Annotated in this window: 30 protein-coding genes and 1 pseudogene; 12 read left to right on the top strand and 19 right to left on the bottom strand. The window is 44.2% G+C overall.

What is annotated here, in order from left to right:
• Window positions 1–38: 38 nt before the first annotated feature.
• The 5 genes from ACU6U9_RS08505 to ACU6U9_RS08485 all read right to left on the bottom strand — a co-directional run bounded on the left by ACU6U9_RS08505 (window position 39) and on the right by ACU6U9_RS08485 (window position 3,585).
• Complete coding sequence (locus ACU6U9_RS08505; RefSeq protein WP_446734604.1) at window positions 39–371, bottom strand: hypothetical protein; 333 nt, start codon at window positions 369–371, stop codon at window positions 39–41.
• A 199-nt stretch (window positions 372–570) separates the two neighbouring features.
• Window positions 571–1,434 (bottom strand): sterol desaturase family protein, encoded by an 864-nt coding sequence (locus ACU6U9_RS08500; protein ID WP_446734603.1) that lies wholly within the window; start codon window positions 1,432–1,434, stop codon window positions 571–573.
• The gene (locus ACU6U9_RS08495) at window positions 1,427–2,320 is read right to left on the bottom strand and encodes a CobW family GTP-binding protein (protein WP_446734602.1); all 894 of its coding nucleotides are present in this window, start codon (window positions 2,318–2,320) and stop codon (window positions 1,427–1,429) included. Before ACU6U9_RS08495 ends, ACU6U9_RS08500 begins: the two co-directional genes overlap by 8 nt.
• Before the next feature lie 37 nt (window positions 2,321–2,357).
• The gene (locus ACU6U9_RS08490) at window positions 2,358–3,113 is read right to left on the bottom strand and encodes a substrate-binding periplasmic protein (RefSeq protein ID WP_446734601.1); all 756 of its coding nucleotides are present in this window, start codon (window positions 3,111–3,113) and stop codon (window positions 2,358–2,360) included.
• Window positions 3,114–3,123: 10 nt separating this feature from the next.
• Window positions 3,124–3,585, bottom strand: coding sequence for a flavodoxin family protein (locus ACU6U9_RS08485; RefSeq protein ID WP_446734600.1), 462 nt, complete (start codon window positions 3,583–3,585; stop codon window positions 3,124–3,126).
• A gap of 76 nt (window positions 3,586–3,661) precedes the next feature.
• Here ACU6U9_RS08485 and ACU6U9_RS08480 point away from each other — a divergent pair, with 76 nt between their 5' ends.
• Window positions 3,662–3,931 carry a GNAT family N-acetyltransferase gene (locus ACU6U9_RS08480; protein ID WP_446734599.1) on the top strand — a complete coding sequence of 90 codons (270 nt, stop codon included), beginning with the start codon at window positions 3,662–3,664 and terminating at the stop codon, window positions 3,929–3,931.
• Window position 3,932: 1 nt separating this feature from the next.
• The gene (locus ACU6U9_RS08475) at window positions 3,933–4,193 is read left to right on the top strand and encodes a GIY-YIG nuclease family protein (RefSeq protein ID WP_446734598.1); all 261 of its coding nucleotides are present in this window, start codon (window positions 3,933–3,935) and stop codon (window positions 4,191–4,193) included.
• On the opposite strand, the gene ACU6U9_RS08470 is transcribed toward ACU6U9_RS08475, so the two are convergent.
• Together ACU6U9_RS08470 and ACU6U9_RS08465 are read right to left on the bottom strand one after the other, a co-directional pair.
• Window positions 4,179–4,871, bottom strand: a complete 693-nt coding sequence (locus ACU6U9_RS08470; RefSeq protein WP_446734597.1) for a M48 family metallopeptidase — start codon at window positions 4,869–4,871, stop codon at window positions 4,179–4,181. The genes ACU6U9_RS08475 and ACU6U9_RS08470 overlap by 15 nt on opposite strands.
• 3 nt (window positions 4,872–4,874) lie before the next feature.
• The gene (locus ACU6U9_RS08465; RefSeq protein ID WP_446734596.1) at window positions 4,875–5,102 is read right to left on the bottom strand and encodes a DUF3820 family protein; all 228 of its coding nucleotides are present in this window, start codon (window positions 5,100–5,102) and stop codon (window positions 4,875–4,877) included.
• A 115-nt stretch (window positions 5,103–5,217) separates the two neighbouring features.
• Here ACU6U9_RS08465 and ACU6U9_RS08460 point away from each other — a divergent pair, with 115 nt between their 5' ends.
• The 3 genes from ACU6U9_RS08460 (at window position 5,218) to ACU6U9_RS08450 (ending at window position 6,491) form a co-directional block, all read left to right on the top strand.
• The gene (locus tag ACU6U9_RS08460) at window positions 5,218–5,601 is read left to right on the top strand and encodes a rhodanese-like domain-containing protein (RefSeq protein WP_446734595.1); all 384 of its coding nucleotides are present in this window, start codon (window positions 5,218–5,220) and stop codon (window positions 5,599–5,601) included.
• A gap of 24 nt (window positions 5,602–5,625) precedes the next feature.
• Complete coding sequence (locus ACU6U9_RS08455) at window positions 5,626–6,060, top strand: OsmC family protein (protein WP_446734594.1); 435 nt, start codon at window positions 5,626–5,628, stop codon at window positions 6,058–6,060.
• A gap of 170 nt (window positions 6,061–6,230) precedes the next feature.
• Complete coding sequence (locus ACU6U9_RS08450; protein ID WP_446734593.1) at window positions 6,231–6,491, top strand: late competence development ComFB family protein; 261 nt, start codon at window positions 6,231–6,233, stop codon at window positions 6,489–6,491.
• Between the two features lie 8 nt (window positions 6,492–6,499).
• Here the strand turns inward: ACU6U9_RS08450 and ACU6U9_RS08445 are convergent, their stop codons facing one another.
• From ACU6U9_RS08445 to alr, 4 genes are all read right to left on the bottom strand, one after another.
• A complete protein-coding gene (locus ACU6U9_RS08445; protein ID WP_446734592.1) occupies window positions 6,500–7,306 on the bottom strand; it encodes a PhnD/SsuA/transferrin family substrate-binding protein in 807 nt (268 codons plus the stop codon).
• Between the two features lie 62 nt (window positions 7,307–7,368).
• Window positions 7,369–7,989 carry an acyloxyacyl hydrolase gene (locus tag ACU6U9_RS08440; RefSeq protein WP_446734591.1) on the bottom strand — a complete coding sequence of 207 codons (621 nt, stop codon included), beginning with the start codon at window positions 7,987–7,989 and terminating at the stop codon, window positions 7,369–7,371.
• 279 nt (window positions 7,990–8,268) lie between these two features.
• The gene (gene mqo / locus ACU6U9_RS08435; RefSeq protein ID WP_446734590.1) at window positions 8,269–9,753 is read right to left on the bottom strand and encodes a malate dehydrogenase (quinone); all 1,485 of its coding nucleotides are present in this window, start codon (window positions 9,751–9,753) and stop codon (window positions 8,269–8,271) included.
• A gap of 237 nt (window positions 9,754–9,990) precedes the next feature.
• Entirely contained in the window at window positions 9,991–11,064 is a 1,074-nt protein-coding gene (gene alr / locus ACU6U9_RS08430; RefSeq protein ID WP_446734589.1) for an alanine racemase, read from the bottom strand.
• 233 nt (window positions 11,065–11,297) lie between these two features.
• Between alr and ACU6U9_RS08425 the strand changes: the two genes are divergently transcribed.
• Window positions 11,298–12,398: a DnaT-like ssDNA-binding domain-containing protein gene (locus tag ACU6U9_RS08425; RefSeq protein WP_446734588.1), complete on the top strand. Its 1,101-nt coding sequence runs from the start codon at window positions 11,298–11,300 to the stop codon at window positions 12,396–12,398.
• Entirely contained in the window at window positions 12,340–12,957 is a 618-nt protein-coding gene (locus ACU6U9_RS08420) for a hypothetical protein (RefSeq protein ID WP_446734587.1), read from the top strand. The genes ACU6U9_RS08425 and ACU6U9_RS08420 overlap by 59 nt, the downstream gene beginning before the upstream one ends.
• A 2-nt stretch (window positions 12,958–12,959) precedes the next feature.
• Here ACU6U9_RS08420 and ACU6U9_RS08415 read toward each other — a convergent pair whose 3' ends face one another.
• The 5 genes from ACU6U9_RS08415 to ACU6U9_RS08395 all read right to left on the bottom strand — a co-directional run bounded on the left by ACU6U9_RS08415 (window position 12,960) and on the right by ACU6U9_RS08395 (window position 18,657).
• Complete coding sequence (locus tag ACU6U9_RS08415; protein WP_446734586.1) at window positions 12,960–14,450, bottom strand: sensor histidine kinase; 1,491 nt, start codon at window positions 14,448–14,450, stop codon at window positions 12,960–12,962.
• Between the two features lie 143 nt (window positions 14,451–14,593).
• The gene (gene rlmB / locus ACU6U9_RS08410; RefSeq protein ID WP_446734585.1) at window positions 14,594–15,334 is read right to left on the bottom strand and encodes a 23S rRNA (guanosine(2251)-2'-O)-methyltransferase RlmB; all 741 of its coding nucleotides are present in this window, start codon (window positions 15,332–15,334) and stop codon (window positions 14,594–14,596) included.
• Window positions 15,335–15,399: 65 nt separating this feature from the next.
• Window positions 15,400–16,887 carry a ribonuclease R family protein gene (locus tag ACU6U9_RS08405; RefSeq protein WP_446734584.1) on the bottom strand — a complete coding sequence of 496 codons (1,488 nt, stop codon included), beginning with the start codon at window positions 16,885–16,887 and terminating at the stop codon, window positions 15,400–15,402.
• A 4-nt stretch (window positions 16,888–16,891) separates the two neighbouring features.
• Window positions 16,892–17,890 (bottom strand): RNB domain-containing ribonuclease, encoded by a 999-nt coding sequence (locus ACU6U9_RS08400; RefSeq protein ID WP_446734583.1) that lies wholly within the window; start codon window positions 17,888–17,890, stop codon window positions 16,892–16,894.
• A gap of 275 nt (window positions 17,891–18,165) precedes the next feature.
• A complete protein-coding gene (locus tag ACU6U9_RS08395) occupies window positions 18,166–18,657 on the bottom strand; it encodes a DUF2938 domain-containing protein (protein ID WP_446734582.1) in 492 nt (163 codons plus the stop codon).
• Window positions 18,658–18,737: 80 nt separating this feature from the next.
• Here ACU6U9_RS08395 and ACU6U9_RS08390 point away from each other — a divergent pair, with 80 nt between their 5' ends.
• A complete protein-coding gene (locus tag ACU6U9_RS08390) occupies window positions 18,738–19,169 on the top strand; it encodes a helix-turn-helix domain-containing protein (RefSeq protein ID WP_446734581.1) in 432 nt (143 codons plus the stop codon).
• A gap of 78 nt (window positions 19,170–19,247) precedes the next feature.
• On the opposite strand, the gene ACU6U9_RS08385 is transcribed toward ACU6U9_RS08390, so the two are convergent.
• Genes ACU6U9_RS08385 through pomA form a run of 3 tightly spaced genes read right to left on the bottom strand, consistent with a single transcriptional unit; the run spans window position 19,248 to window position 21,719 of the window.
• Window positions 19,248–19,820 carry a hypothetical protein gene (locus ACU6U9_RS08385; RefSeq protein WP_446734580.1) on the bottom strand — a complete coding sequence of 191 codons (573 nt, stop codon included), beginning with the start codon at window positions 19,818–19,820 and terminating at the stop codon, window positions 19,248–19,250.
• Window positions 19,821–19,834: 14 nt separating this feature from the next.
• Window positions 19,835–20,821, bottom strand: a complete 987-nt coding sequence (locus ACU6U9_RS08380; RefSeq protein WP_446734579.1) for a flagellar motor protein MotB — start codon at window positions 20,819–20,821, stop codon at window positions 19,835–19,837.
• A gap of 37 nt (window positions 20,822–20,858) precedes the next feature.
• Window positions 20,859–21,719, bottom strand: a complete 861-nt coding sequence (gene pomA / locus ACU6U9_RS08375; RefSeq protein ID WP_446734578.1) for a flagellar motor protein PomA — start codon at window positions 21,717–21,719, stop codon at window positions 20,859–20,861.
• A gap of 36 nt (window positions 21,720–21,755) precedes the next feature.
• Between pomA and ACU6U9_RS08370 the strand changes: the two genes are divergently transcribed.
• From ACU6U9_RS08370 to ACU6U9_RS08355, 4 genes and pseudogenes are all read left to right on the top strand, one after another.
• On the top strand, window positions 21,756–21,995 hold the full coding sequence (locus ACU6U9_RS08370; protein ID WP_283789172.1) for an exodeoxyribonuclease VII small subunit: 240 nt from the start codon (window positions 21,756–21,758) through the stop codon (window positions 21,993–21,995).
• Window positions 21,995–22,882 carry a (2E,6E)-farnesyl diphosphate synthase gene (ispA, locus tag ACU6U9_RS08365; RefSeq protein ID WP_446734577.1) on the top strand — a complete coding sequence of 296 codons (888 nt, stop codon included), beginning with the start codon at window positions 21,995–21,997 and terminating at the stop codon, window positions 22,880–22,882. Before ACU6U9_RS08370 ends, ispA begins: the two co-directional genes overlap by 1 nt.
• 80 nt (window positions 22,883–22,962) lie before the next feature.
• Complete coding sequence (gene dxs / locus ACU6U9_RS08360) at window positions 22,963–24,831, top strand: 1-deoxy-D-xylulose-5-phosphate synthase (RefSeq protein ID WP_446734576.1); 1,869 nt, start codon at window positions 22,963–22,965, stop codon at window positions 24,829–24,831.
• A 98-nt stretch (window positions 24,832–24,929) separates the two neighbouring features.
• Window positions 24,930–25,205 (top strand): annotated as a pseudogene (locus ACU6U9_RS08355) (DUF5329 family protein); the annotation flags it as partial.

The raw sequence follows: 25,205 nt of genomic DNA, 5'->3' as shown, positions 1-25,205 counted from the left end.
ATAAACAAAAGACAATTTTTAGATGCAACTAGAGTGTGTTAAGCAATAATGGGTGGGCGATAAAGGCTTTTAAGAAAAGAAGAAAATGAAGAGGCTTTATAAAAATGAACGCTTGAACTTGATGACACATGGGCAAACGTCAGTGTATTTATGAACATAGCGGACGCCATTGCATGGCATTGGCAATTTTCATCGCAGCAGTCGCTCATGGTCATTGCTGAATCTATGGTAGCGTCATGACACGGCATATTGTCCATGAGCATTTTAGAGGGTGTGGTCGCACTTGCAGACATCATTTGCGACGCATAGCTCTGACTAATACCTTGTATTAGTAGCATCATGCACAGCAATGTGATGTTAAGTGATTTCATAACCGACCTATGGTTTAGAACTATGATTTAGCATTATGGTTAAAATAATGCAGAACGTATGCTAATTATTACCTTGGCATCACCCTGTGTCAAAGTCATACCAAACATAAGTGCAACAAACGTATTTGAGGCCATTGATATTGCTTAGTTCAATATAAACGCACAATACATTCAATTAGTCATATTATTATAACTCCTATTACTGCTTGTGGCCCTCACTGTTTGAATCAGCTTTAGAGCCTACTTTTTTTGCGAACGGCAGCCATAGCATACCGGGTAAATACTGAGTTTGCTTAGCTTGTTTATAGCCTTCAACGCCAATTGTCATACCCAAATGCCCTTTAATGGGCTGGTCTTGGTAGCTATTAAATATTCGATCCCAGCAGCTCAAGTTAAAGCCAAAATTACGATTACTTTCATCCAAAATTGTTGAGTGGTGAATTCGATGCATATCAGGTGTCACCATGAATAATCTAAGTACTTTATCCAAGGTTTTAGGTAACGCGACATTGGCATGATTAAACATCGCAGTGGCGTTTAGCATGATTTCAAACACCATAACGGCCAATAACGATGGTCCCAGCAATAGCACTAACGTAAATTTAATCAACAGCGATAAAATGATTTCACCCGTATGAAAACGTGAGCCAGTGGTGACATCAATGTCTTGATCAACATGGTGTACCTTGTGCAGTGCCCATAACATAGGCACCACATGAAACAGCCTGTGCTGCCAATAAATGGCCATATCAAATAATATAAGGGTAAGAATAAAAGCAACTATTGCGTTCGCATCAAAATAATACAATAACCCAATTTGATGCTGCTGTGCATAATGGGCAACGCCAATGGTTGCTAACGGCAATAACAGCCTCACTATAAAACTATTCACAAACACCAACGCGATGTTTTGACTCCATCTTAATAATCGTGAAAACGTTCGAGGCCGCTTAGGTGACAACCCTTCCCAAAACATCATAATAATTAATATTGCAAAGAAAAATCCGCTGCGCACCAGCGCTTCGTTAGCAATAAACCATTCACTAACCGATAAATTATTCATTACATTTATGACCATTAATAATCGTGCTTATTGTATTTATATCGATCGGCTTTACATCAATACACTCTACTGTGCTTGATTGGTTTACTTGATCATTGATCACTGAAAAATACTCAAGTTTTGACTCATGCTCACTAATATTAATAGCGGCTATTTGATCATTCATAACAAGCAAGCCCTTAATACGGGTTAAACCTAACGCCACAAGGTCACGCATCAAAGGTGATACATCATACTGTTCATTATCAATGTTCAAGGTTTTTGTATGAAATGCCGTTGTTTGATTATAAAGTTGTAATGGGTTTGTTTTTTTAATCGCCGGTTTTTCAATATCGATTAAGTTGAGTTCTGCATGTCTGACTTTCAAATTATTTCGATTACGCTCTAAACACAATTCATCAAATAATACTAAATCGTTATCCGCTGCTAGCTCACATTTATTGGCAACATACAGATCGGCTGTATTTAATTGGCGTAAGTATAATTCATGATAACGGTATTTAGGTTGCGATAGATGACGTGGGTCAATCAGGCAAACAACGGCATTAAGCATTAACCGTGTTTTATAGCTGTCATTTTGCAATAGCTTTGCAATATTATCCACATGGCCTAAGCCACTGGGTTCGATAAAAATTCGATCTGGTTTTTCGTGGCGTATTAGTTGATTCAGCGCTGTTTGAAATGGCAGTAACGCTGCGCAACATGCACACCCGCCAGCAACTTGCTTTACTATGAGTTCGTCTGCATGAAACAAACTACCGTCTATGCCTTGTTGTCCATATTCATTCACTAATATGGCCCAACGTTCATTACGAGGTTTATGCTTGATTAAGTGCTGAATACAGCTGGTTTTACCAACGCCTAAAAATCCAGTGATAATATGCACATCAATAAGTGGAGAATCAGTAACTAAGATACATCACCTACCAGCTTTCAATATTGTATTTTTGCAATATTTGTTTAAACCGGCCTGACTTTTTTAATTGCGGCAATGTTTTATTCATAATCTCTATAAACTTTTTTGTGCGTGTGGCGTTAGGACTACAAGCAATATACATTGGTTCACCTTGTTGAGTATCCCCTGCACTGATGACTTGATCACTTAGATTCATATCCATTAATTTTGCCACCATCACATAATGACTCTCAATGGTGGTATCAATACGACCTGATAATAGTTTTCTAATATTGATTTCTAATGCGCCATCCCCTTTAGCACTTTGAACATTCATTTTTACAAATACCTCATCTAATGCCTTACCATAAGAATAATCATTAATTATGCCCACTTTTCGATTTATTAAGTCCTTCGTATCACCCTTGTATCGCCAGTTATCTTTTGCAAACTTATAAAAAGAGATTTTATCAACACCCCAATGCTCGCTGGTAAATAAAAAATCAGGCGTATCCGATTTATAAGCACCCACCACACAATCATTTCGCCCTAATCTAGTTTCTTGTATCGCGCGAGACCAAGGCATTAATCGATAATCAACTGTAATACCATGAGGCTCAAAAATCGCTTTGGCCAAATCAATCATGTAACCGGGTTTATCACTCTTAGGATCACCATTCATGGGGTACCAGTAATCCGCACGAATCGATAACGTTTGTGCCTGAAGCGGCATTGCAAACACGCAATAAACCAATATAACCCACAAAAATCGGTAAATAGTCAAATGACCTCCTTTAAATAATACCTTCGCTTAAACCGATGGCCATGCCTTGTGCTAAATCTTCGCAGTCTGTAATGAATGCGTCTTTCCAGGGCCCTTTACACACAACAATGTCTTGCACCCAACGCCAGCGCAGCCCGGTCAAAATGGTCTGTAATGCACGGCATGTGCCTGTGCCGTCATGACCCGCCCGAACAATGGCGGCCACTGGCAGCCCTTGTTTTAACTCTAAGCATGGGTAATAGATACGATCAAAAAAATCTTTTAGAGCACCACTCATATATCCCAAATTCTCAGTGGTCCCTAATATAATAGCATCGCTATCCAGCACATCTTGCGCAGTGGCATCCAGTGGCGCTTTGACACTGAGGGTTAGGTTCGATAAAGACAATCCGTGTATTGCACTCACCATCGCATCAACCATTGCCTGAGTATTTGGCGAGGGTGTATGGAACACCAATAATAATGTTTTCATTTAGCGTCCTTTACTCAGCTTATGGCATAAGTATAAATGAAAGGTACAATGATGCCTCCTTTGAAAGGAAACCAATATGAGCCCCCATACATTCACGATTGATCATCAGGTTGAACAAAGCCGTTTTGTTATTCCTGTGGCAGATGATGCCGCTGTGCTTGAGTATCAAGTATTGGACAACAATCGATTGGATTTTACTCGTACCTATGTCCCCCCTCGCCACCGTGGACAAGGGCATGCAGAGGCTCTGGTACATGCAGGGCTTACTTGGGCGAAAAGCAAAGGCTATGCATTACAAGCAAGCTGCTGGTATGTGGATAAGTTTTTAACAAAAGATAGCAAATAGCATGAGCTGGTTTGTATACATGCTCAAATGTGCTGACGATACCCTGTATACAGGCGTGACAACGAATATTGAGCGCCGTCTAAATGAGCATAACCACTGCCCTCGCAAAGGGGCCAAGTACACAAAAGTAAGAAGGCCCGTGCGCTTAGCCTATCAAGAATCACAAGCGTGCCGCTCAAGTGCTTGCAAACGAGAAGCTGCCATCAAGAAGCTGTCTCGCGCACAAAAACTCGATCTCATCTCACATTCAACACCAGCTTAACCGAATGCTATTTTGCTTTAACCAAGCTTGCTGCTGTTTATAATCAGGGCAATGGCGTGCGACCAACTGCCAAAATGCTTGGCTGTGGTTAGGGTGCTGTAAATGGCAAACTTCATGGCAAATTAAGTAATCAATGACCCCTACAGGCGCGCCCATAATCAGCCAATTATATTGGATATCACCTTTTGAGGTGCAATGACCCCACTTGGTTTTTGTACGGCGGAATTTCACCTGCGTAAGCTTATGCTCTAACCCGTATTGTTTGGCTAATGCCTTGGTGCGCGGCACCATATAAGCGCTCGCCTGTAGCTTAAAAAAGCGCTCAAGAGCAGGTTGCATTGTTTCAGCGTCTTGTGCGCCAACAATAAGAGTCCCCTCTTTAAGGGTAACGCCACGCGGCCCAACATTGAGGCTTAGCACACATGGCTCGCCCAACCATAACAACGGTTCACCCTGTGCAAGAGTCGGCCGTAGTTGTTGGCTTTTGGCTTGTTCTGCCAATTTATTATTCACCCAAGCTTGCTTACTATGCAGGAACTCAATGGCCCATTGATCGGCCACAAAGTGAGGTATCCGCACTTCGACTTTACCTGCACGTACATGAATCGCGGCACTTTTGCGTTTAGAGCGCACGATATCATAGGAGAAACCCATCTGAGTGAGGCAGCTTAGACTCATTCATTAACCACGTATGTTTTGCCCCGTAGCGGAGTTTAATATTTCTTCTAGGCCATTGATTTTAACTTCTAAACATAACCCTAATAGCATACCTAAACGGCCCTGCGGGAACCCCTTGTGCTGAAACCATAATAAGTATTCTTCTGGTAAATCCACTAATACTCGACCCTGATATTTACCAAACGGCATGGGCATATTGGCAAGGGCTAATAAATCTTTTTGATCAAACATGTGTACTCCTCTTTCGCCAGTCTAACACGGCCCATTGGCTCGCCCAATCTTGCCTATTGCCTTCGCACAGTCATCATATTACATTAGGTATAACTAATATTAGCAGGAGAAAAACGTGGCCATTACTAAAGATGACCTACTCAACGATGCGCGCCAAAACCTGCACATCATAGATGCCCAAGCAGCTGAAAGCTTAATCAACAGTGGCGCGACGATGCTAGACGTACGCGAACCCAGTGAATTTGACATGGGCCATTTACCACAAGCGGTGCATATCCCAAGAGGGTTACTTGAGTTCATGGTGGGTAATCACCCTGCTCTACAAGATTTTAAACAGCCCATTATGGTCTATTGTAAAAATGGAGGACGCTCAACGTTGGCCGCAGACCTATTACAAAAAATGGGATTTGAGAATATTCACATGCTGCAAGGCGGCTTCGATAACTGGAGCGGCACCGTTCATAAAGTTGAAGTGTCCAGCAATCAATACCCAGGCTAAATCCATTTACACAAAGGAGTCATCATGAGTGAGCATACCGCCAGTATTGCATGGCATAAACAAGGGGAGTTTAGTCATGAGGGTTTTGAGCGCAGCCATCATGGACTCATCTCTGGTCACACCGTGCCCATGTCAGGTGCCAACACACCTGCCTTCATCGACCCCGAGCAAATGCTGGCAGCCAGTCTAGCCAGTTGCCACATGCAAACGTTCTTGGCGCTAGCAGCAAAGAAGCGCCTGCACGTTGAACGCTATGAAGATACCGCCACCGCAAAAGTCGAAACCAATACTGAGGGTAAGCAGTATGTGAGTGAAGTGTCTTTACACCCTAAAGTTGTATTCATTGGGGATAAAAAGCCCTCACAAGAAGACATAGAGAAAATGCATCAAAAGGCTCATGACCACTGCTTTATTAGTAATTCACTACTGTCTAAAACGATTATCGAGCCACTGTTTTAGTGATCAATCGATTGATAATTTGATTGCAATAAAACTCACAGCCAGCCAACCCTTCATCTGGTTGGCGCTCTTATACTAGCCTCTGGCCTCACAACCAGATATCAGTCTATGTCTCCGCATAACTGAGGTTCATCAACTATACTCATATTAAAATCCAACAGGACCTGATCATGTCAATTAGCGATCAAATACAGAATTACTATGAAAATAAAGTGGTTGATGCCATCAGCCGCATTGCTCAGCCTAAGGGTTATAGTCAAGAGCAGCTCATCGACCTTGCCTGTCTTGCATTAAATAACCTTCCCACCCGCTACTATCGCCATGAGGTGGATCTGGCATTTTATATGTCGGCACAGGAACACATTGAAATTGATGAGCGCGTCGAAAAGTCGGTGTTTAATGCCATTGATTACTTAGAAAAGAATAAGTAAAAGAACAACTAGTTAAGCTTTACTGCGTTCTGCTCTTGCTGATACTGCTGCAACTTACGTTGCAATAACGCTTCTAGACGCGGTGTCCCGATAGCCCGTTTATTACCGGTTCCCCATTTAAAGAAGCTAGCCTGTAAAGCATCAAAAATGACAGGCGCTAAAGAGACTCTCTCTTTTAAGATAATGAATTCAGTGGAGGCCGGCGCATCCAGTTTCTCTATAATCTTTAATTGGCTATCACGCACTACTTGATTTAAAGAAAACCAATATTCCTCAATGACAACCGCGGCATCGCCTTCGCCCTTAAGTAAAGACAAAATCATGCTGTCATAAAAGCTGCGTTGATCAAAATGAATATGGCCTAACAGGTTCAATTCATCCACATGCTGTAAAAAAGAACTTCCACTTGCCGATAGCGGGCTATTCACAAATACATCTTTCCCTATTAAGTCGCCTAAGCCTGTTAACGGGCTTTTTTTATGGGCTATCAAATAGATTTGCCTCGGACCTTTGATTATTTGGGATGCCACTACAGAATAGTTCAGCTGTTTTAATACGTTGAAATATGGGCCGGGCACGATGGCAAGGGTGTGTTTGCGTTCAAATAATGCAATGAGAAAGTCATCAAAATTTTTTTGAATACTGTATTTCACCTCGCAGCCGGATTCTTTACGCAGCTTAAGATGAAAATCACCAAAGAATTTTTCAACCACTAACAAGCTTACAAATGGTGCATAATTAATGGTTATTGGCTGTGAGCACGCCAATATGTACGAAGAAAAGCTTAGAGATAAAAAGAGAATAAGTACTCGCATGAGAACCCTCGCAGCAAGTACTGAGTATAGGCTTTGTTTATAGAATGACTATCAACACCAGCCTAATAGCGAAAAGCAAAGTTTATATTATAAAAGTTGATACCGTTATTAGGTAGCTTGATACTGTTATTCGAATAATGTTGAAGCTGAACGGTCCAGGTGGATTGAGGCGTAAAATATCCACCAAATGCCAAAGAGTTAGAGAACTGGAAATTCGTGCTTAGCTGGCGATCATTAATTTGATTGCGTGATAAAACAGATGCACCAACAGAGGTCTCAACAAAGCTTATAATATTGGAATAAGACCAATTCAACCGAAAAACAGGAATAAACTCTAAGCCATTCACCACACCTTCTTGTCCGTCTACGATTGTACTTTGCCAATAATTGTACGCAAACAAGTAGTAATGGGTGATGTCGGCACCGGCTAGTTGCCCCATGACTTTATCTTGATGCCACCGAAAACCAAATTTCACCCCACCAACATCGGTTGATGACATAGGGGTTATACTAAATTCGTCTGCGTCTAATGGGTTATTGGCAATGGTCAGCATTAAACTGGTGATCATGGCGGTACGCCAACCCCAAGTCTCTTTGCTGTCATTTTCAAGGGTTTTCCCATCTTCCGCGAAGGTGAATTGCGCACTTAAAAATATAAAAAGTAATACAAGAATACGAACCATGGTGCCTTCCATGTATAGAGCTAATCAAACATTGAAATAGGCAAAGTTTGAGTCAGCAAAATTAATCGCCATATTCTACTGCTTCAGCGCAATATGACTAGTACTCAATAATGCAACAAAGCATTCCGAGTGCGTCCCTGATAAAAAATGAATAGTATCACAAGCCACTTATCATGGTGGTATGGAAACTATAGCTGATAAAAAATACTTAGACCTAGCGTAGACTCGCCAGTTTGAACAACACTGGCCTCGTCTTATTTAGACGAGGCCATCATAAACCTAAGGTTTTAGGTTTAGGGTTGTCAGTGTATCTTCACGCACTCGATTGAGTAACTCGGCATCATCAATTAGTGACTCGCCATAAGATGGGATCATGACTTTAAGCCTTTCTTTCCACTCATGATTCTCTAAACGATCCGAGAAACAACGCTCAATCACGTCAATCATTGCGTGTACTGCGGTGGATGCTCCAGGTGATGCGCCTAGCAAAGACGCCAGAGAGCCATCTTCTGCCGCCACAATTTCAGTACCAAATTCTAACTTCCCGCCACCATTGGCATCTTTTTTAATAATCTGTACGCGCTGACCCGCATCCGCTAACGTCCAATTTTCATTCTTAGCTTTTGGAAAGTAATTGCGTAACGCACTCATGCGAGAACTGTTGGACTGAAACACTTCACTAATAAGATACTTGGTTAAATCCATATTATTCATACCGACTGACATCATCGGTTTTAAATTATTACCGCGAATCGAAGACGGTAAATCCAGAATCGACCCTTTCTTCAAAAACTTAGTGGTAAAGCCCGCAAACGGGCCAAACAATAATGCTTTTTTACCGTTGATCACACGAGTATCAAGGTGGGGCACCGACATTGGTGGCGCACCAATCGCCGCTTTACCATACACTTTTGCATGATGTTGCTTCGCCACTTCAGTATCACTGCACACTAGCCATTGACCACTAACAGGAAAGCCGCCATAGCCTTCGCTTTCTGGAATGTCCGATTTTTGTAATAACGGTAACGCTCCGCCACCTGCGCCTAAAAATACAAAGTTAGAGCGAATGCGGCTTTGTTTACCACTCTCGCGATCTTCCACAATGACCGACCAGCCACCTTGGCTTGAACGCTGCAGGTCTTCAACATCATGGTTTAAGATTAATTCGAAATCTTCTTGTTCAACTAGATGTGCCATCATGTAGCGGGCAAGGGAACCGAAGTCCACATCTGAACCATGAGGCATAAATGTCGCGGCAACCGGTTCTTTTGGATCACGGCCTTTCATGATGAGTGGCATCCATTGCAAAAGTTGCTCAGGATCTTCGCTGTACTGCATCCCTTTAAACAAATGATGAGCGCTCATTAACTCAAAACGTTTTTTCAAAAATTGAACATTTTCTTCGCCCCACACAAAGCTTAAGTGAGGTGTGCGATTAATAAATTCTTGAGGATTGGGTAACACGGAAGTTTTAACAAGGTGACTCCAAAACTGCAACGACAACTCAAACATAGAGTTAATCATTAACGCTTTAGAGATATTTACATTCCCCTCATCATCTTGCGGGGTGTAATTTAATTCGCAGTAAGCCGCGTGGCCAGTACCTGCATTATTCCAACCATCGGTACTTTCTTTTGCGACGCTTTTTAAGCGCTCTACTACACATATTTTTAAAGATGGGTCTAGTTGTTTGAGGATCATGGCAAGCGTGCTACTCATAGCACCTGCACCGACCAGTAAGACATCTACCGTTTTGACTGTCATCGTTTCCACGCTCTACTTTTAATAAAAACTGGCCCGCTACCTGCGCTGCTTTGCACCTTCACTTTTTGTAAAAGTAATCGGTAGGGCTGCGAAGTTGTTTGATAACAACACCGCTGAATTTGGAGGCGTATCATAACAAAAAGGCCGATAAATGGGGCTTTTTGTAAACAATTGTTTATTCAACTACTTAAGTAAAGCGTAGACGATTTTAAGCACTGATAAAGTGCCTAAATATAATTAACTGCCCAAATAACGAACTTTCACACGCTGGGTCATCTGACAAAATAATTCATAAGAAATAGTATCGCAGTGTTTGGCGACCACATCGGCACTTAAGCCTGTGCCCCACAGGGTGACCGTTTCACCTAATGACACATCCATACCGGTAACATCTACTGTGATCATGTCCATAGAAACTCGCCCCGCAATCGGTCTGTGCTGGCCACGAATCAATACGGGGGTCCCGCTTTTAGCACTACGCGGGTACCCATCACCATAACCAATCGCCACAACCGCGATACGGCAATCTTTATCTGCCACGTACGCTTGACCATAACCAACACTTTCACCTGCGCGAATGTCATGCAGGGCGATGATCTCACTTTGTAATGTCATCACGGGTAATAAGCCCAATTCAGGGCCGGTTTTATCCACAATAGGACTTGATCCATACAACATAATGCCAGGACGAATTAACTGATGGTGGCACTGGGGTAGCGTCATGACGGCGGCACTATTGCACAAACTCATTGGTAATTTCATGGCGGTTAAAGACTGCAAAGCACGAATTTGCTGTTCAACAAATGGATGGCCGACCTCATCAGCACACGCAAAATGGCTCATAAGCTGAATACTATTAACCACACTCAAAGACCGCAATTGACTCACAACACCGGGAACATCTTGCACCGCAAACCCTAAACGATGCATGCCGCTATCCACTTTTACAAAAATATGAACAGCACCGCCGCTTAATGACGATAACCAAGCCACTTGTGCTTGATTATGCACCGCTAACTCTAGGTCAAGATCGAGCGCAGTTTGGCATTCTTGGAGGTCCATTGGGCCTTCTAAGACCAATATTGGCAGAAGCAGCCCTAGCTCACGTAGCGTGACGGCTTCATCCACACACGCCACAGCAAAACCATCCGCGGTGGGCGATAGTGCGTTGACCACCTGTGCGACACCATGCCCATAAGCATTGGCTTTCACCACCGCATAGGCATGACTATTAGGTGCGCTGCGCTTAGCCAGTTGATAGTTTTCACGCAGTGCGTGTAGATCAATAATTGCTTGTGTGGCTCTTGCCATACTGCCTGTCCGATAAAAATGCGTTATACTCGCGGGTTCAAATTTGCAGCCTATCTGCTTTAAGCTCGATGCATACTTTGTGACCGCACCTTGGCTAGATGCCAACTGGTTTTTGTTACCTAATACAAGAAATGTCCTAGGTAATTTAATACAAATACTTTAGCCTAGTCGTGCAGTTATACCCTGCAAATCCCCTGGCATTGTACCGCTTTTTAGATGAATACGTAGTAATTATGGGTCATAGTTTAATTCCAGAACGCATGCTAGTGGTTTCACCTAGCCTTGCCGCCACCATAGGTCTTGAAGAAGCCATTGTCTTACAAGCCCTTAACGATGGCGCACAGCCCCATGATGCGGATTGGCAGTTCATCAATAAAACCACGCTGCGTAAATGGTTACCCTTTTGGGATGATAGCCAGATTAAGCGTATTTTAAAGAACCTGTCCGATAAGGGCGTTGTGCATTACAACAGCCCGCCGTTTGGCCAAAGTGATCAGCTTTTTTATAGTTTCCAAGCCAAAGCGCCTGCCAGTAGCCAACAAAGTAAAACCGAACATGCCTATAAGCAGTCTCAACAGCAGTACAAAAACGTCATTGCCGGCAATTGGCAACCTGACCATGAGACCATGCGTTATATTGCAGAAACACTGGGCATCACCAAACGTTATGCACAGGCTCAAGTGAAAGAATTTGTCTATCACCATCAGAGCCAAGGCACTTTAGCGGCCAGTTGGTCCACCATGTTTATTCGCTGGGTCAACAAACGCAATAAAGAAGACCAAAGTCACCCTGCTGTGTTTCAGGGGGATGCCAATCGTAAGATGCAAATGACGCCCGAGTGGCAGCCTGAAGAGAGCACCTTAGAGATCCTGCAAAAAGCAGGTGTCGATCCAAGCTTCATTCAAGACTGCATTAGCGAATTTATTTTATATTGGAAAGAAAAAGGGGATGCGCACGATACTTGGAACACTAAGTTTGTCGCGTGGGTTCGCCGCCAGTGGGCACGCTTTAGTTCGAGCTTGGCTCACCCGAGTGACCCTGTACCCATGACCGATGGCTGGGCGCCATCTGAAGATGTATTTGAAATTTTGGCAATGGCGAGTATTGATCGCAATTTTGGGCAAAGCATCGTGCCAGAATTTGTTTTATACTGGCGTGACAGTAATCAGCTGCACACCTCTTGGAATAGCAAGTTTTTACAACATGCCAAACACTTATGGAGTAAGCGCTTAAATGGTCAGCAAGGTAACGCCGCAACTTCTCAACGAGATTACATTGCAAGTACAAGCATCGCCGAAAGAGTCACCGACCTCAGCTGGGCAAACGATCTCTAAAGAGCTGAAGTCATCTTTGGCTGCGTCATTTGAATTAATGCGCATCAATTATGGCAATCAATTCAATGCTGCGTATCCAAACGTTGAAAGCTCGACAGCCGCCATGCGCTTGTGGTTAAAAAACCTTGCTGACTTTCCTGCACCATTAATCCAAAAAGCCGCCGAGCAAGTCATTCAACATGAGCGTTACTTGCCTAACCTTGCAACGTTCCGGGGATATTGTGAGAATGCTTACGATATTTTTGGGCTACTGGGTGCAGAGAGTGCTTACATAGAAGCGTGCCGCGCGCCTCAACCCAAAAAAACATTTATCTGGAGTCACCCTGCCGTGTATTTTGCAGGACTCGCCACCGACTGGTTTTTTCTATCCAGCGAGCCCAAAGACAAAGTATTCCCTGTATTTAAGCGTAACTATGAAATGCTGTGTGAGCGTGTAATCAAAGGTGAGAAGCTGGATATCCCCATGGAAAAAGCCTTGCCTGCTGAAATAACAACCCCCATGACTCGCACGGAAAATAAACAGCATTTACAACAATTACGCGAACAGTTAAAGCTTTAACGTTATTGTTCGCTTATAACATCTGACAACTCGACACACACTTTTGTGCCTTGTGGTGTGTTTTTCTCAAAGTGTATTTTTGCTGGCCATTTTTTACAAATCCGCCCAACAATAGCCAAGCCCAACCCTAAACCTTCATTACTACGATTAAGCCCTTGCTGTGCTTGAGTAAACGCTTCTTGCATAAACATTTCAGAGCTAACGGTGCCGTAGCAACTGTCATCCATACCGATGCCGCTGTCAGTAATGCTAACTAAAACATGACCACTAGATTCTCGAACACACGATAAAGTAACCGACCCACTGTCCGTGAATTTTATTGCATTTGATAATAGTTGGCGGGTCAAAACTGATAATCGCTTAGCGTCCCCTTGTAATGTAAGGCTGCTATCAACCTCTAAACTGTATTCTAAGTTTTTTTGCTGAGCCGCACTTTTTTGTTCATTAAATGCCGATGACAGCGCATCGTACACAGAGAATATTTGACAATCCAACGCTTTACTTTCTAACGCAACAAAATCGATAATATCGTTTAGCAAAACTAACAAACCTTGCCCTGCTTCTTCGATACCTTGAACCAGCTGTTTATCTTTTTCTGCTAGCGCTCTATTTTTTAAAATACCGGAAAACCCTAACACCCCATTTAGTGGGGTACGTAATTCGTGAGTGATAACATTTAAGAAATCTGTTTTTGCTCGGCTGGCCACTTCTGCTTTTTCTTTCGCTTGCTCTAACTCAATTGTGCGCTTGATTACCTGCTCTTCAAGTGTCGAACTAAATTCTTTTAAGCTCATCATATCTTGCTCATTGCGACCAAGATGCTCTGCTAATTCATACAAAATGCCTTTGATAGTCAGCCTGAGTGTTTCTATTTCATAATGAGCATGGACACTATCAAGGACATCCACATCCTCTTTGGTAAAGGCGTTACTTTTAATAACGCTCACCGTATTAGATAGCGACACCACAGGTCGAGTTACCATCTTTTGTGCAACAAAATACAATAACAATAATGCAAATAAACCAATCATGACTGAAAAAAGTATGACGTTCCAAGTCTGATCAATAGCTGCCTGCTCCACCACGCTCATACTCACCAATATTACCAAACTGCCAATATACGATTGTTCATACGTTAATGGCCAAGTGACTTCATATTGTTCATCGGCAGCATTCTCTTCAATATCTACGCCTGCACGCGCCCAAATTCCTAGCCCCGTGCCGTCTTGATCCAATAACCAAACAGTTTGAACCGAATCCGAACCAGAAAACACATTTAGTAATTTGTCAGATAGGGGTTCATTGTATTGATACAAAGCTTCAGCGAGCGCTGGTTGAAGACTCGTCACTAACCGATCAATATCATCAATACTTTGTTGTTTTGCTTCGGCTACATCGACAGAGAATCGATAGAGGCCATGGCCTAACTGCATGATGAGAGTGGCTACCACCATGAGTATGGCTAAGCGTCCTGATAAACCGTAAGACGTCATGGATGCACAGCCCAATAAGGGTAAAGTTGGAGGTGTAATTTAAGAAGGGTAATAAATAGCAAGAAAGACACTCTTAATGTATGCAGCAATACACTAAGAGTAGACAAAAAAAGGCTAAGTGCCTTTATTTAAAAGGAATTAATTTAGATTGGAGTACGTTGGCGCAGTGCTTCAAACAGGCACACGCCGGTTGCCACTGACACATTTAACGAGCTGACATCCCCTTTCATCGGGATGTGGATAAGGTGATCACAGGCTTCACGCGTTAAACGGCGTAGCCCTTTACCCTCAGCGCCCATAACAATGGCAACCGGCCCTTTTAGATCCGTTTTATACACAGACTCGCTGGCTTCACCGGCCGTGCCATACAACCAAATACCACGCTCTTGTAGCTCTTTTAAACAACGAGCAAGATTCGTCACTTGATAAAACGGTACGGTTTCCGCCGCACCACACGCCACTTTGCTCACCGTAGAGGTAATGCCCACTGCTTTGTCTTTTGGCGCAATGACAGCATGTATCCCCGCCGCATCCGCAGTACGCAAACACGCACCTAAGTTATGCGGGTCGGTGATATTGTCTAAAATAAGTAAAAAAGCAGGTTCGTCTAAACTATCCAGTTGACGCTGTAAGTCGTTGTCCCCTTTGACCTGAGCGGCTTTCACTTTGATAGCGATGCCTTGATGATTGCCTTCGGCTTTTTCGTCTAAAAAGGGCTTTTTAACCACTTGTACCGAAATGCCGTGTTGCTTAGCCAGTGTGAACAATTCTTGTAAACGTTCATCGTCACGGCCTTGCTGCACATACATTTCACGCACACGCTCGCTTGAGCGTTTTAAAACATTGCTGACTGCGTGAATACCAAAAACAATTTCATCACTCATAAGGGTATTGAATCTCTACTTTTTCTTTTTAGCCGGTTTAGTGGTGGCTTTCTTTTTTGCATTGTTTAGGCTTTTTGGCGCTTACTGGGCTTTTTCTTTTTTTTAGCGTCGCCTTTTGCTTCATCCATCAGCTTTTTTTTATCCGCTTTGGCTTTGGCATAAGGGTCTTTCGAATCGCTATCACCCGACGTTGTTAACGCAGGTTTACGTTTACGTACTGAGCCAATGGTGCGCTTGCCACTTGATGTACGTGGCTTACCTTTTTTTCCTGAAGCACCATCATTGCCCGCGCCCAGCATTTCAAAATCGATTTTACGATCATCTAAATCAACACGACTCACGATCACTTCAACTGTATCGCCCATGCGGAACACTCGGCCAGAGCGCTCTCCACGTAGCAACATGCGCACAGGATCAAACTGATAGAAGTCGCTGGTTAGATTAGTAACATGCACCAAGCCTTCAATGTACAAATCTTTAAGCTGCACAAAAATACCGAAGTTGGTTACGGTACTAATTACGCCTTCAAAAGTTTCACCAACATGGTCGCGCATGTATTCGCATTTTAAGAAATCCATCACGTCGCGGGTCGCGTCATCGGCACGGCGTTCGGTTAATGAACACTGCTCACCAAATTGTAACAGCGCCGCCGTATCGTATGGGTAGATATCTTTTTTGCTGATGACACTCGCGCCTTCTGCACGGCGAATGGTATCCAGTAAACGTTCTTCTTGATTGTCACTGCGAATCAATTGACGAATAGCACGGTGCACCATTAAGTCAGGGTAACGACGAATTGGGGATGTGAAATGCGTATACGCAGGGTAAGCCAAACCAAAGTGCCCTTCGTTATCAGGCTGATACACCGCCTGACTCATAGAGCGCAGCAACATACTTTGAATCAAGTGTGCATCAGGACGATCCACAATTTGACGCATCACTTCAAGAAAGTCTTTTGGTGATGGCTTCAAACCACCAGATAATGTAATGCCACTTTCATTTAAGTATTGCTTTAAGTTCTCAAGCTTTTGCTCACTTGGCCCTTGGTGTACACGATACAAACTTGGCTGTTTATGTTCTTGTAAGAAGCGCGCTGTGGCCACGTTAGCACACAACATACATTCTTCAATTACTTTATGCGCATCGTTACGTTGTATTGGCACAATGTCTTCGATCTTACGATCCGAATTAAACACAATGCGCGTTTCAACGGTTTCAAACTCAATAGCGCCACGTTCGCCACGAGACGCTTTTAATGATTTATATAAATCATAAAGCGTATCAAGTTGAGGTACGATGCCAGCATATTGCTCTCGCAAGATTTGCCCTTCGTCACCATGCTCGTCTTCTAAAATTTTGCCTACCAGCTTGTAGGTTAAACGGGCATGACTGTGCATGACCCCTTCATAAAATTTATAATGCGTGATTTCACCCGCCGCGCTGATGTCCATTTCACATACCATGCATAAACGGTCAACATGGGGATTAAGTGAACATAAACCGTTGCTGAGTTTTTCTGGCAGCATAGGCACAACGTGCTCAGGGAAATACACCGAGTTACCACGGTTTTGGCGCTTCGATATCCAGTGGTGAATTCACCGGCACATAGTGACTGACATCGGCAATGGCAACAAATAAGCGCCAGCCTTTGGTGTCTGAATTGTATTCAGCCAATACCGCGTCATCGAAATCACGGGCGTCTTCACCGTCAATGGTCACAAATGGCAGCTGACGCAGATCCATACGGAACTGCTTATCGTCTTCTTCAACTTCAGCGTTGATTTTAGCAACTTGTTGCTCAACCGCGTCAGGGAACACAAACGGAATGTCATGGCTGCGCAGCGCGATGTCGATTTCCATACCCGGCGCTAAATGATCGCCCAGTACTTCAATGATTTTGCCAAGTGCTAACTGACGGGTATCGGGCTGGTGCGTAATGTCCACCACCACAAATTGGCCGTTTTTAGCGCCATTCATTTCCATGCTAGGAATCATAATTTCTTGGGTAACACGGCGAGAATCCGGCACCACATAAGCGCTTTCGCCTTGTGTATAAAAGCGACCCACAAGTTGATGGGTGTTACGTTGAATAACATCAACAATGATCGCTTCTTGCTTACCACGATTATCCGCACCGGCAAGTCTTACGGTGACTTTGTCGCCATCAAATACTTTACGCATTTGCTTAGCAGAAAGGTGCAAGTCATCGCCCCCTTCGTCTTTAATTAGGAAGCCATAGCCATCTTTGTGGCCCTGTACGCGACCTTGAACAATGGGCACTTGGCTCATTGGAGTGTAAGCGCGACGGCGATCTTCAACTAATTGGCCGTCACGGCACATGGCGATTAAGCGACGACGCATGGCCTCGATTTGATCTTCACCTTCAACATGAAGATGTTCCACCAGCTGCATATGATCCAGCGGTATCGGGTGGTTTTCTAGGGTTTCAAGGATGAGTTCACGACTGGCCACGGGGTTGTCGTATTTATCCGCTTCGCGCTTGGCAAATGGATCGGCGAGTTTTTTAGAGTTTGTTTCTGGATTGTTTTTTTTCATAGGCGGGGATTATACACGCTCAGGGTCATATCGGTTGAATTTTTAGGCGATTAATATGACAAGCTTAGCTGCATAATCAAGTGCTTATGGGGTTTTACCCGATCTTTTTGCTGCATAGAGCTGATTACGGCAAAACACCCTCCTTCACGAGCACTGCGATGAGTCATGCAGCGGATCACCGAATAACGGAATATCCACTGCAATATCCACAATGAGGTTGGTAAGCGCTCTACTATTTAATCTTCTTGTTTATCCAATATAGAAACGAGTCATGTCTAATTCATCAACAAAAAATGCGCCATCAACCCTGATAAATACAACCCAAAACCAAACACGGTATGTGTAATCAGGCTCTGCAATCGTGCCGAATTAGGTTTTGGTGTTCGGCTAGCAGCGAAACCCGCCCCCATGCCGGGCTGCATCAAACAAAAAGGCGCGACTATGGTGAAAACACCCACCAACAGCGCTGGTATAATGGTTGGCTGCTGCATCCATGACGCCCCAAACATAACAATCAACAACGCCGCAAATACGACCCCAATTAAGTAATGTGCCGTCCAGCCCACTATATTTTCGCCCTTAATGGCAGCAGACGCTGCGATAGTTTGATGATGAAAACGCCCTCGCGGCATATGTAAAAACCAGCGCCCGACCATGCCATAATCAGGCGAAGGTACACCCAGCAAGGATTTGCGGATAACCCCCCATACGTCCATAAGCGCTGTTGCTCCTATGCCCATCAATAAAATGAAAATCACATCATTCATGCTTACCTCCTAAATTTGTGTTTGTTGTAACTGAGTGCTAGCTTACAACCTCAAGTTAACTTGAAGTCAAGGGGTGATTTATGGATATCAGCGAAGTTGCCAAACGTTCAGGTATTGCAGCCTCAACATTGCGATATTACGAAGAAAAAGGACTCATCATGTCGGTGGGCCGTCGTGGCTTACGACGGGTGTTCAAAGCCAGTGTACTAGAGCAGTTAGCATTGATTGCATTGGGGCGTTCGGCCGGTTTTTCATTAGATGAAATTGCTCCAATGCTAGGTACGGATGGCACCCCACAAATTAATCGGCAACAACTAATCGACAAAGCTGACGAACTTGATAACACCATCAAAAAACTAACGACGCTGCGTAACGGCTTGCAGCATGCCGCCGTGTGCTCGGCTCCTAGTCATATTGAATGCCCTAAATTTCGCCGGTTAATGGGACTCGCTGCCTCCGGTGCATTCGAAGATAACGTTAAAAAGAAGTCATTAAGTAAAAAGAAAGGTTGAACGCCAGCAACAAAATAAGAACGCTTTCATTTGGCAAAATACGATCAAACAGCATTACAGGAAAACACACTAAATCCGTTAGCTTTGATCATCCAACTTTTTGCGTAATTGATACCCTTGTCTTTGCACTACGTGCTGTATTAACACCTCTTGAAACGCATTATGCATATCATCAAAATCTAAACGCACAATATGAGGCTCTGCTGATGTATCAGGGTAATCGGGATTGGGGTCTATACCCGCCACATGGGCGGTGCTGCGAATCAGTTCGTGGTTGGGTTGCAAATAAATACTGACCATTAATTGCTGGTTAATGGCTAATGTTTCACCCCAAGTAAACGCAACGCCACACGCACTCAAATTTGCTTTTCTTAATACAGGTGAATCTTCAGCAGAGGCGTCACTTGCGTGCAATAAATTAATTTTTTGATTCATTAAATCTAATAGCGGTGCAAGCTTTGGGTATTGAGCGCGAACATCCACCATGGCTTGGCGAATTTGTACTTCAAGGCTCACATGAAACTCTTGATGCATATCCTCAAGTTCGTTTGTATTGACATTGTTATCACCACCGTATTCTTCATCTAGCGCATGAAAACAAATGGCAACCTCATCGTCTATTCGAAAAAAACGGCGACGCTCTTCTGCCATTAAAAATGTCCTCCTTAAAATATTTCGTCCGGATCTAAGCCAAAGTCATCCGGTTTCGAATTTAACTTATCTGAAAACGGGTTATCTTCTGGGTTCATCTCAGGCTCATCATCATTATCTTTTGGTGCACTTTTCACAATGATGATTTCCACCCGGCGATTCTTAGTGCGGTTTTCAGCGGTTTTATTATCAACAAGCGGACGCACGCTGCCATGACCCACCACCATAAATCGCTTTTCATCCATTTCTGGTGCCACAAACAAATACTGCGCAACCGATGCCGCACGCGCAGCACTCAATTCCCAATTCGAACGATAACGGCCCCCTCCGCCAAGCGGCGTATTATCTGTGTGCCCTTCGACACTGATGCGCCCTGGCACTTCAACCAATACTTCTCGAATTTTATCCAGCACGGGTAAAAAGGCATCTTCTACAAAGGAGCTACCGCCTTTAAACGAACTATTCTCGGTGATGCGTATAATAATTTTGCTGCCTTGGGTTTCTAATTCGACTTGGCCTTTGGATATTTCTTTTTCTAATTCCCCGGCCATTTCTAACGCGATCTCTTCTGCTTCTTCTTGTGCTTTTGATTCTGTGGGCACGACGATATCTCGGGTTTGTTTACCCGAATCACCTTGCGCTTCTGTTTGTGCGGTTACCGCGTCTTGGCATAACACTTCTAGACTGCTTTCGGTTATGTCTGACGTTGATTGTCGAATCTCATTGATGGGCGTGGGTTCTGGCTTTGACGGGCTAAAATGTTTTGCAATCACACTGGTGCCTTTTGGTGGGTCATCAGCATTAATGGTTGTTTGCACACCAAACGCCATGCGTAACTCACCCGCTAAGCGTTTGAACTTTAAGGCGTCCATTTCGGCAAACGATAAAAGCAATACAAAGAAACACATGAGCAGTGACATTAAGTCAGCAAATGTGGCTAACCAGCTTGGGGGACAGACGGGACAATCGGGACAGTCCGGAGCGTCATCTTCATCAGCCATGAATCCGCTCCTTTATTCTTCCGTGAATAGGTGACGATTATTCATCGACACCTCGTTTTTTCTCTGGCAAATATGTACGTAATAACGATTCAATCACACGTGGATTTTGGCCTGCTTGTATCGCTAATAAAGCATCTATTACCATACTTTGGAGTCGGCCTTCTTCATCCGCACGTAAGCCGCACTTATACGCAACAGGCAAACAAAACATATTTGCCATCATCGCACCATAAAGGGTTGTTAATAGTGCAACGGCCATGGCAGGACCAATGGATTTTGGATCGTCCATGTTGGCCAACATCGCCACCAAACCAATCAGTGTACCGATCATGCCCATGGCAGGTGCGGTGTCACCCAGTGACGCAAATATTTCGGTTCCCAGTTTATGACGATCAACACTTAAGCGAACATCTTTGCCTAATAAACTTTTCACCACGTCAGGGTCATGACCATCCACCAGCAGCTGAATGCCTTTGGCTAAAAAATCATAACTCACTTCTTTACCTTCAAGCGCAAGCAGACCGTTTTTGCGCGCTTCACCGGCTAGCTCAACAATCTCTTCGATCATAGCGTCAGGCTTAGGTAATTTAAAACTAAACGCTTTAGCCGCGATTTTACCCGCAGCTAAAAATTGACCTAATTCAAATTTCATGAGAACGGCAAAAATAGCGCCGCCAACCACAATTAACAAAGAAGGGATATTCACAAACATGGCGGGATCACCGCCCAACACCATGGCCATCACTACGATGACCCACGCCCCAATTAAACCTACAATCGTCGCTAAATCCACTGCATCACCCTGACTTCCGTAATATTTTGGGCTCCCACTTAATATTGAGTCTAGACAGAGTATTTCAGTTTGCACGACCATATAGGCTACAATTGCGCAAATCATCGAATGGCCGTAAGGCGACTTAAATTAAGGAATCACATGGCTGACCAACAAGCACCTATCGACTTTGAGCAATCACTGGCGCAATTAGAATCATTAGTAGAAAAGTTAGAAAACAGCGAATTCACGCTAGAACAGTCACTACAAGCGTTTGAGCAAGGGGTGAAACTGACTCGCCAGTGCCAGCAAGCACTCAGCCAAGCCGAACAAAAGGTGCAGCTACTGATTGAAGAAAACGGCCAAAGCACCGCAGTGCCATTTGAAGGTGATGCCCAGTAATGGAATTTAGCCAATTTCAAGCAATGGCGGCAGAACGCTTTGCCGCTGTTTTAGCCAATGAGAGTGTCTTGCCCAACGCTGATGCTGCTCGCCTACTGCAAGCCATGAAGTACAGCTTACTTAATGGTGGCAAACGTATTCGCCCGTTACTCGTCTATGCCAGTGCGCAAGCATGCCAAGCGAACTTAAATCACGCAGATTACGCAGCACTTGCCATTGAAATGGTGCATGCGTATTCGTTGATTCACGATGATTTACCGGCCATGGACGATGATGATTTACGCCGTGGTCAACCCACTTGCCATATTGCCTTTGATGAAGCTTGTGCCATTTTGGCGGGTGACGCCTTACAAAGTGAAGCCTTTAGCTTATTAAGCAGCCAAATTGACGGCCTTATGCCAGCCCAGCAACTCAGCATGGTCAATATACTGGCCACCGCCAGCGGCTTATATGGCATGGCCGGCGGGCAAAGCTTAGATTTAGAAGCCGTTAACCAAACCGTTGACCTGAGTTACCTTGAAAACATGCACAACCACAAAACGGGTGCCTTAATTAAAGCCAGTGTGCTACTGGGTGCTCAATGCCAAGCCAGCTTAGACAGCCGAACCAAAGTCGCCCTTAGCCAATACGCAGATGCCATTGGTTTAGCGTTTCAGGTACAGGACGATATTCTTGATGTGACCAGCGATACCCAAACACTCGGGAAAACCCAAGGCGCCGATATTGCACTCAACAAACCAACTTATGTTTCTTTGTTGGGCTTAGAAGGCGCAAAGCAAAAAGCGGCTCAATTACACCAAACCGCCATGTACGCCATTGAGCCATTGGGCGAAAATGCACAAGCATTGCGCCAAATTGCCGATTACATCATCAAGCGGGTCAATTAAGACCCGCGTGCTTCATTACTTTTTGACTCATAACGGGTAGAATACCGCCTCTTAAAAGTCACGTTTGCACTGGGTAACAGATGTTCCAGGAAATCCCTACCAGCCGTCCAAGTACTCCATTATTGGATAGTGTTGATCTTCCCGACCAATTACGTCAGCTGGCTCAAAATCAGTTGCCGCAGCTCGCCCGTGAATTACGTGAATTTTTGCTGTTCAGTGTTGGTCAAAGCGGTGGTCACTTTGGGGCCGGTCTAGGGGTCGTTGAACTCACCATTGCTTTGCATTATGTCTACAACACCCCTGACGATATTTTACTTTGGGATGTTGGCCACCAAGCCTACCCACATAAAATTTTAACGGGCCGCCGTGAACAGTTACCGTCTATTCGTCAACAAGATGGTTTATCGCCTTTTCCTAAACGCCATGAAAGTGAGTACGACAGCTTTGGTGTTGGCCATTCATCTACGTCGATCAGTGCCGCATTAGGTATGGCCCTTGCCGCTGAGAAAATGGGCACCAATAAAAAAGTCGCCGCGATCATTGGCGACGGCGCCATGACAGCAGGCCAAGCATTTGAAGCACTCAATCATGCTGGCCATACCGATACCGACATGCTGGTGATTTTAAACGACAACGATATGTCGATCAGTGAAAACGTAGGCGGCCTAAATAAATACCTCGCGAAATTGCTCAGTTCAAAAACCTATAACTCCATGCGTGAGGGCTCTCGTAAAGTATTGAGCACCATTCCTCATGTGTGGGAATTAGCCAGCAAAACCGAAGAGCATGTAAAAGGCTTTTTTACCCCAGGTATTTTCTTTGAAGAATTAGGTTTTAATTACATTGGCCCTGTCGATGGTCACGACCTTGATGCGCTGGTGCGCACGCTAGGCAATATGCGAGATTTAAAAGGCCCGCAGTTTTTGCACATCGTCACCAAAAAAGGCAAAGGCTTTGAACCGGCCGAAGCCGACCCAATCAAATATCATGCATTGTCGCCTGTGGGCGCCAGTAGCAAAAAAGTAAAAACCTTCAGTAATATTTTTGGCAAGTGGGCCTGTGATACCGCCACTGTTGACCCTAAGTTTATGGCCATTACACCCGCCATGCGTGAAGGCAGCGACTTAGTTAAGTTTTCTGAAAAATTCCCTGATCGATATTTTGATGTGGCCATTGCCGAACAACATGCCGTGACACTGGCTGCGGGCATGGCCTGCGAAGGCGCTAAACCGGTTGTCGCCATTTACAGTACATTTTTACAGCGCGCTTATGATCAATTGATTCACGATGTGGCCCTGCAAAACTTAGACGTCACCTTTGCCATTGATCGCGCGGGTGTTGTGGGTGCCGATGGCCCAACCCACGCAGGCGCCTATGACATTAGCTTTATGCGTTGCATTCCGAATATGGTAATCGCTTGCCCAAGTGATGAAAGCCAGTGCCGTCTATTGCTCAACACCGCTTATCACTTTAATGGCCCTGCGGCTGTTCGCTACCCTCGTGGTAACGCCAGTGATATTGAAGTGATTGTCACGACACAAACACTGCCGATTGGTAAAGGGTATATCATTCAACAAGGCGAAGGCATCGCCTTATTGTGCTTTGGCCCATTATTAAAAGAAGCCAAACTAGCCGCTGAAACCCTTGCGAAAGAAAACGGCAAAAAGATTACGCTTGTGGACATGCGCTTTGTTAAACCCATCGACGAAACACTGCTTAAAACATTAAGTGAAGACCATCAGCACATTATCACGTTAGAAGATAACGCGATTATGGGTGGCGCGGGTTCGGCTGTACTTGAATTTTATGCACAACATAATATCCAATTAAACATTTTGACGCTGGGCATTCCAGATGCGTACATTGAACATGCATCACAAGCACAGCAGTGGGCGCAAATGGGGCTAGATAGCTCAGGCATTATCAATAAAATTAAAACATTGTTATAAGTTTTAAAGGAATCACGAATGATTAAGCCACTGGTTATTGCACTTTCTTTTTTAAGTTTCGCCGGTCACGTTCACAATGGGCGACCGCAAACACACAAGAAATTAATCATCTGCTTAGCTTTGTTGAAAGCACAGAATGCAAATATGAACGCAACGGCACACAACACAATGGAGTGGATGCAGTTGCCCATATTAAAAAGAAATACGACTACTTCGAAGATGATATCGACACGGCAGAAGATTTTATTGAATTAAGTGCAACAAAAAGCACCATGAGCGGCAAAGCATACAAGGTGCATTGCCCCGATGAAGACGTCATCACATCCAAAAAATGGCTACTCGATGAACTGGTCGCGTTTCGTAAAAAGCAGTAA

The organism is Pseudomonas sp. HK3 (genome assembly GCF_052920985.1).
The sequence above is the reverse complement of the archived record's forward strand: the minus strand, read 5'-3'. Positions and strand labels throughout refer to the sequence as shown.

Coding starts and splice junctions, on each gene's coding strand:
- ACU6U9_RS08505 (WP_446734604.1), bottom strand. CDS start 371: ATGAAATCACTTAACATCACATTGCTGTGCATGATGCTACTAATACAA.
- ACU6U9_RS08500 (WP_446734603.1), bottom strand. CDS start 1,434: ATGAATAATTTATCGGTTAGTGAATGGTTTATTGCTAACGAAGCGCTG.
- ACU6U9_RS08485 (WP_446734600.1), bottom strand. CDS start 3,585: ATGAAAACATTATTATTGGTGTTCCATACACCCTCGCCAAATACTCAG.
- ACU6U9_RS08480 (WP_446734599.1), top strand. CDS start 3,662: ATGAGCCCCCATACATTCACGATTGATCATCAGGTTGAACAAAGCCGT.
- ACU6U9_RS08475 (WP_446734598.1), top strand. CDS start 3,933: ATGAGCTGGTTTGTATACATGCTCAAATGTGCTGACGATACCCTGTAT.
- ACU6U9_RS08470 (WP_446734597.1), bottom strand. CDS start 4,871: ATGAGTCTAAGCTGCCTCACTCAGATGGGTTTCTCCTATGATATCGTG.
- ACU6U9_RS08465 (WP_446734596.1), bottom strand. CDS start 5,102: ATGTTTGATCAAAAAGATTTATTAGCCCTTGCCAATATGCCCATGCCG.
- ACU6U9_RS08455 (WP_446734594.1), top strand. CDS start 5,626: ATGAGTGAGCATACCGCCAGTATTGCATGGCATAAACAAGGGGAGTTT.
- ACU6U9_RS08450 (WP_446734593.1), top strand. CDS start 6,231: ATGTCAATTAGCGATCAAATACAGAATTACTATGAAAATAAAGTGGTT.
- ACU6U9_RS08445 (WP_446734592.1), bottom strand. CDS start 7,306: ATGCGAGTACTTATTCTCTTTTTATCTCTAAGCTTTTCTTCGTACATA.
- ACU6U9_RS08440 (WP_446734591.1), bottom strand. CDS start 7,989: ATGGTTCGTATTCTTGTATTACTTTTTATATTTTTAAGTGCGCAATTC.
- mqo (WP_446734590.1), bottom strand. CDS start 9,753: ATGACAGTCAAAACGGTAGATGTCTTACTGGTCGGTGCAGGTGCTATG.
- alr (WP_446734589.1), bottom strand. CDS start 11,064: ATGGCAAGAGCCACACAAGCAATTATTGATCTACACGCACTGCGTGAA.
- ACU6U9_RS08425 (WP_446734588.1), top strand. CDS start 11,298: ATGGGTCATAGTTTAATTCCAGAACGCATGCTAGTGGTTTCACCTAGC.
- ACU6U9_RS08415 (WP_446734586.1), bottom strand. CDS start 14,450: ATGACGTCTTACGGTTTATCAGGACGCTTAGCCATACTCATGGTGGTA.
- rlmB (WP_446734585.1), bottom strand. CDS start 15,334: ATGAGTGATGAAATTGTTTTTGGTATTCACGCAGTCAGCAATGTTTTA.
- ACU6U9_RS08400 (WP_446734583.1), bottom strand. CDS start 17,890: ATGAAAAAAAACAATCCAGAAACAAACTCTAAAAAACTCGCCGATCCA.
- ACU6U9_RS08395 (WP_446734582.1), bottom strand. CDS start 18,657: ATGAATGATGTGATTTTCATTTTATTGATGGGCATAGGAGCAACAGCG.
- ACU6U9_RS08390 (WP_446734581.1), top strand. CDS start 18,738: ATGGATATCAGCGAAGTTGCCAAACGTTCAGGTATTGCAGCCTCAACA.
- ACU6U9_RS08385 (WP_446734580.1), bottom strand. CDS start 19,820: ATGGCAGAAGAGCGTCGCCGTTTTTTTCGAATAGACGATGAGGTTGCC.
- ACU6U9_RS08380 (WP_446734579.1), bottom strand. CDS start 20,821: ATGGCTGATGAAGATGACGCTCCGGACTGTCCCGATTGTCCCGTCTGT.
- pomA (WP_446734578.1), bottom strand. CDS start 21,719: ATGATTTGCGCAATTGTAGCCTATATGGTCGTGCAAACTGAAATACTC.
- ACU6U9_RS08370 (WP_283789172.1), top strand. CDS start 21,756: ATGGCTGACCAACAAGCACCTATCGACTTTGAGCAATCACTGGCGCAA.
- ispA (WP_446734577.1), top strand. CDS start 21,995: ATGGAATTTAGCCAATTTCAAGCAATGGCGGCAGAACGCTTTGCCGCT.
- dxs (WP_446734576.1), top strand. CDS start 22,963: ATGTTCCAGGAAATCCCTACCAGCCGTCCAAGTACTCCATTATTGGAT.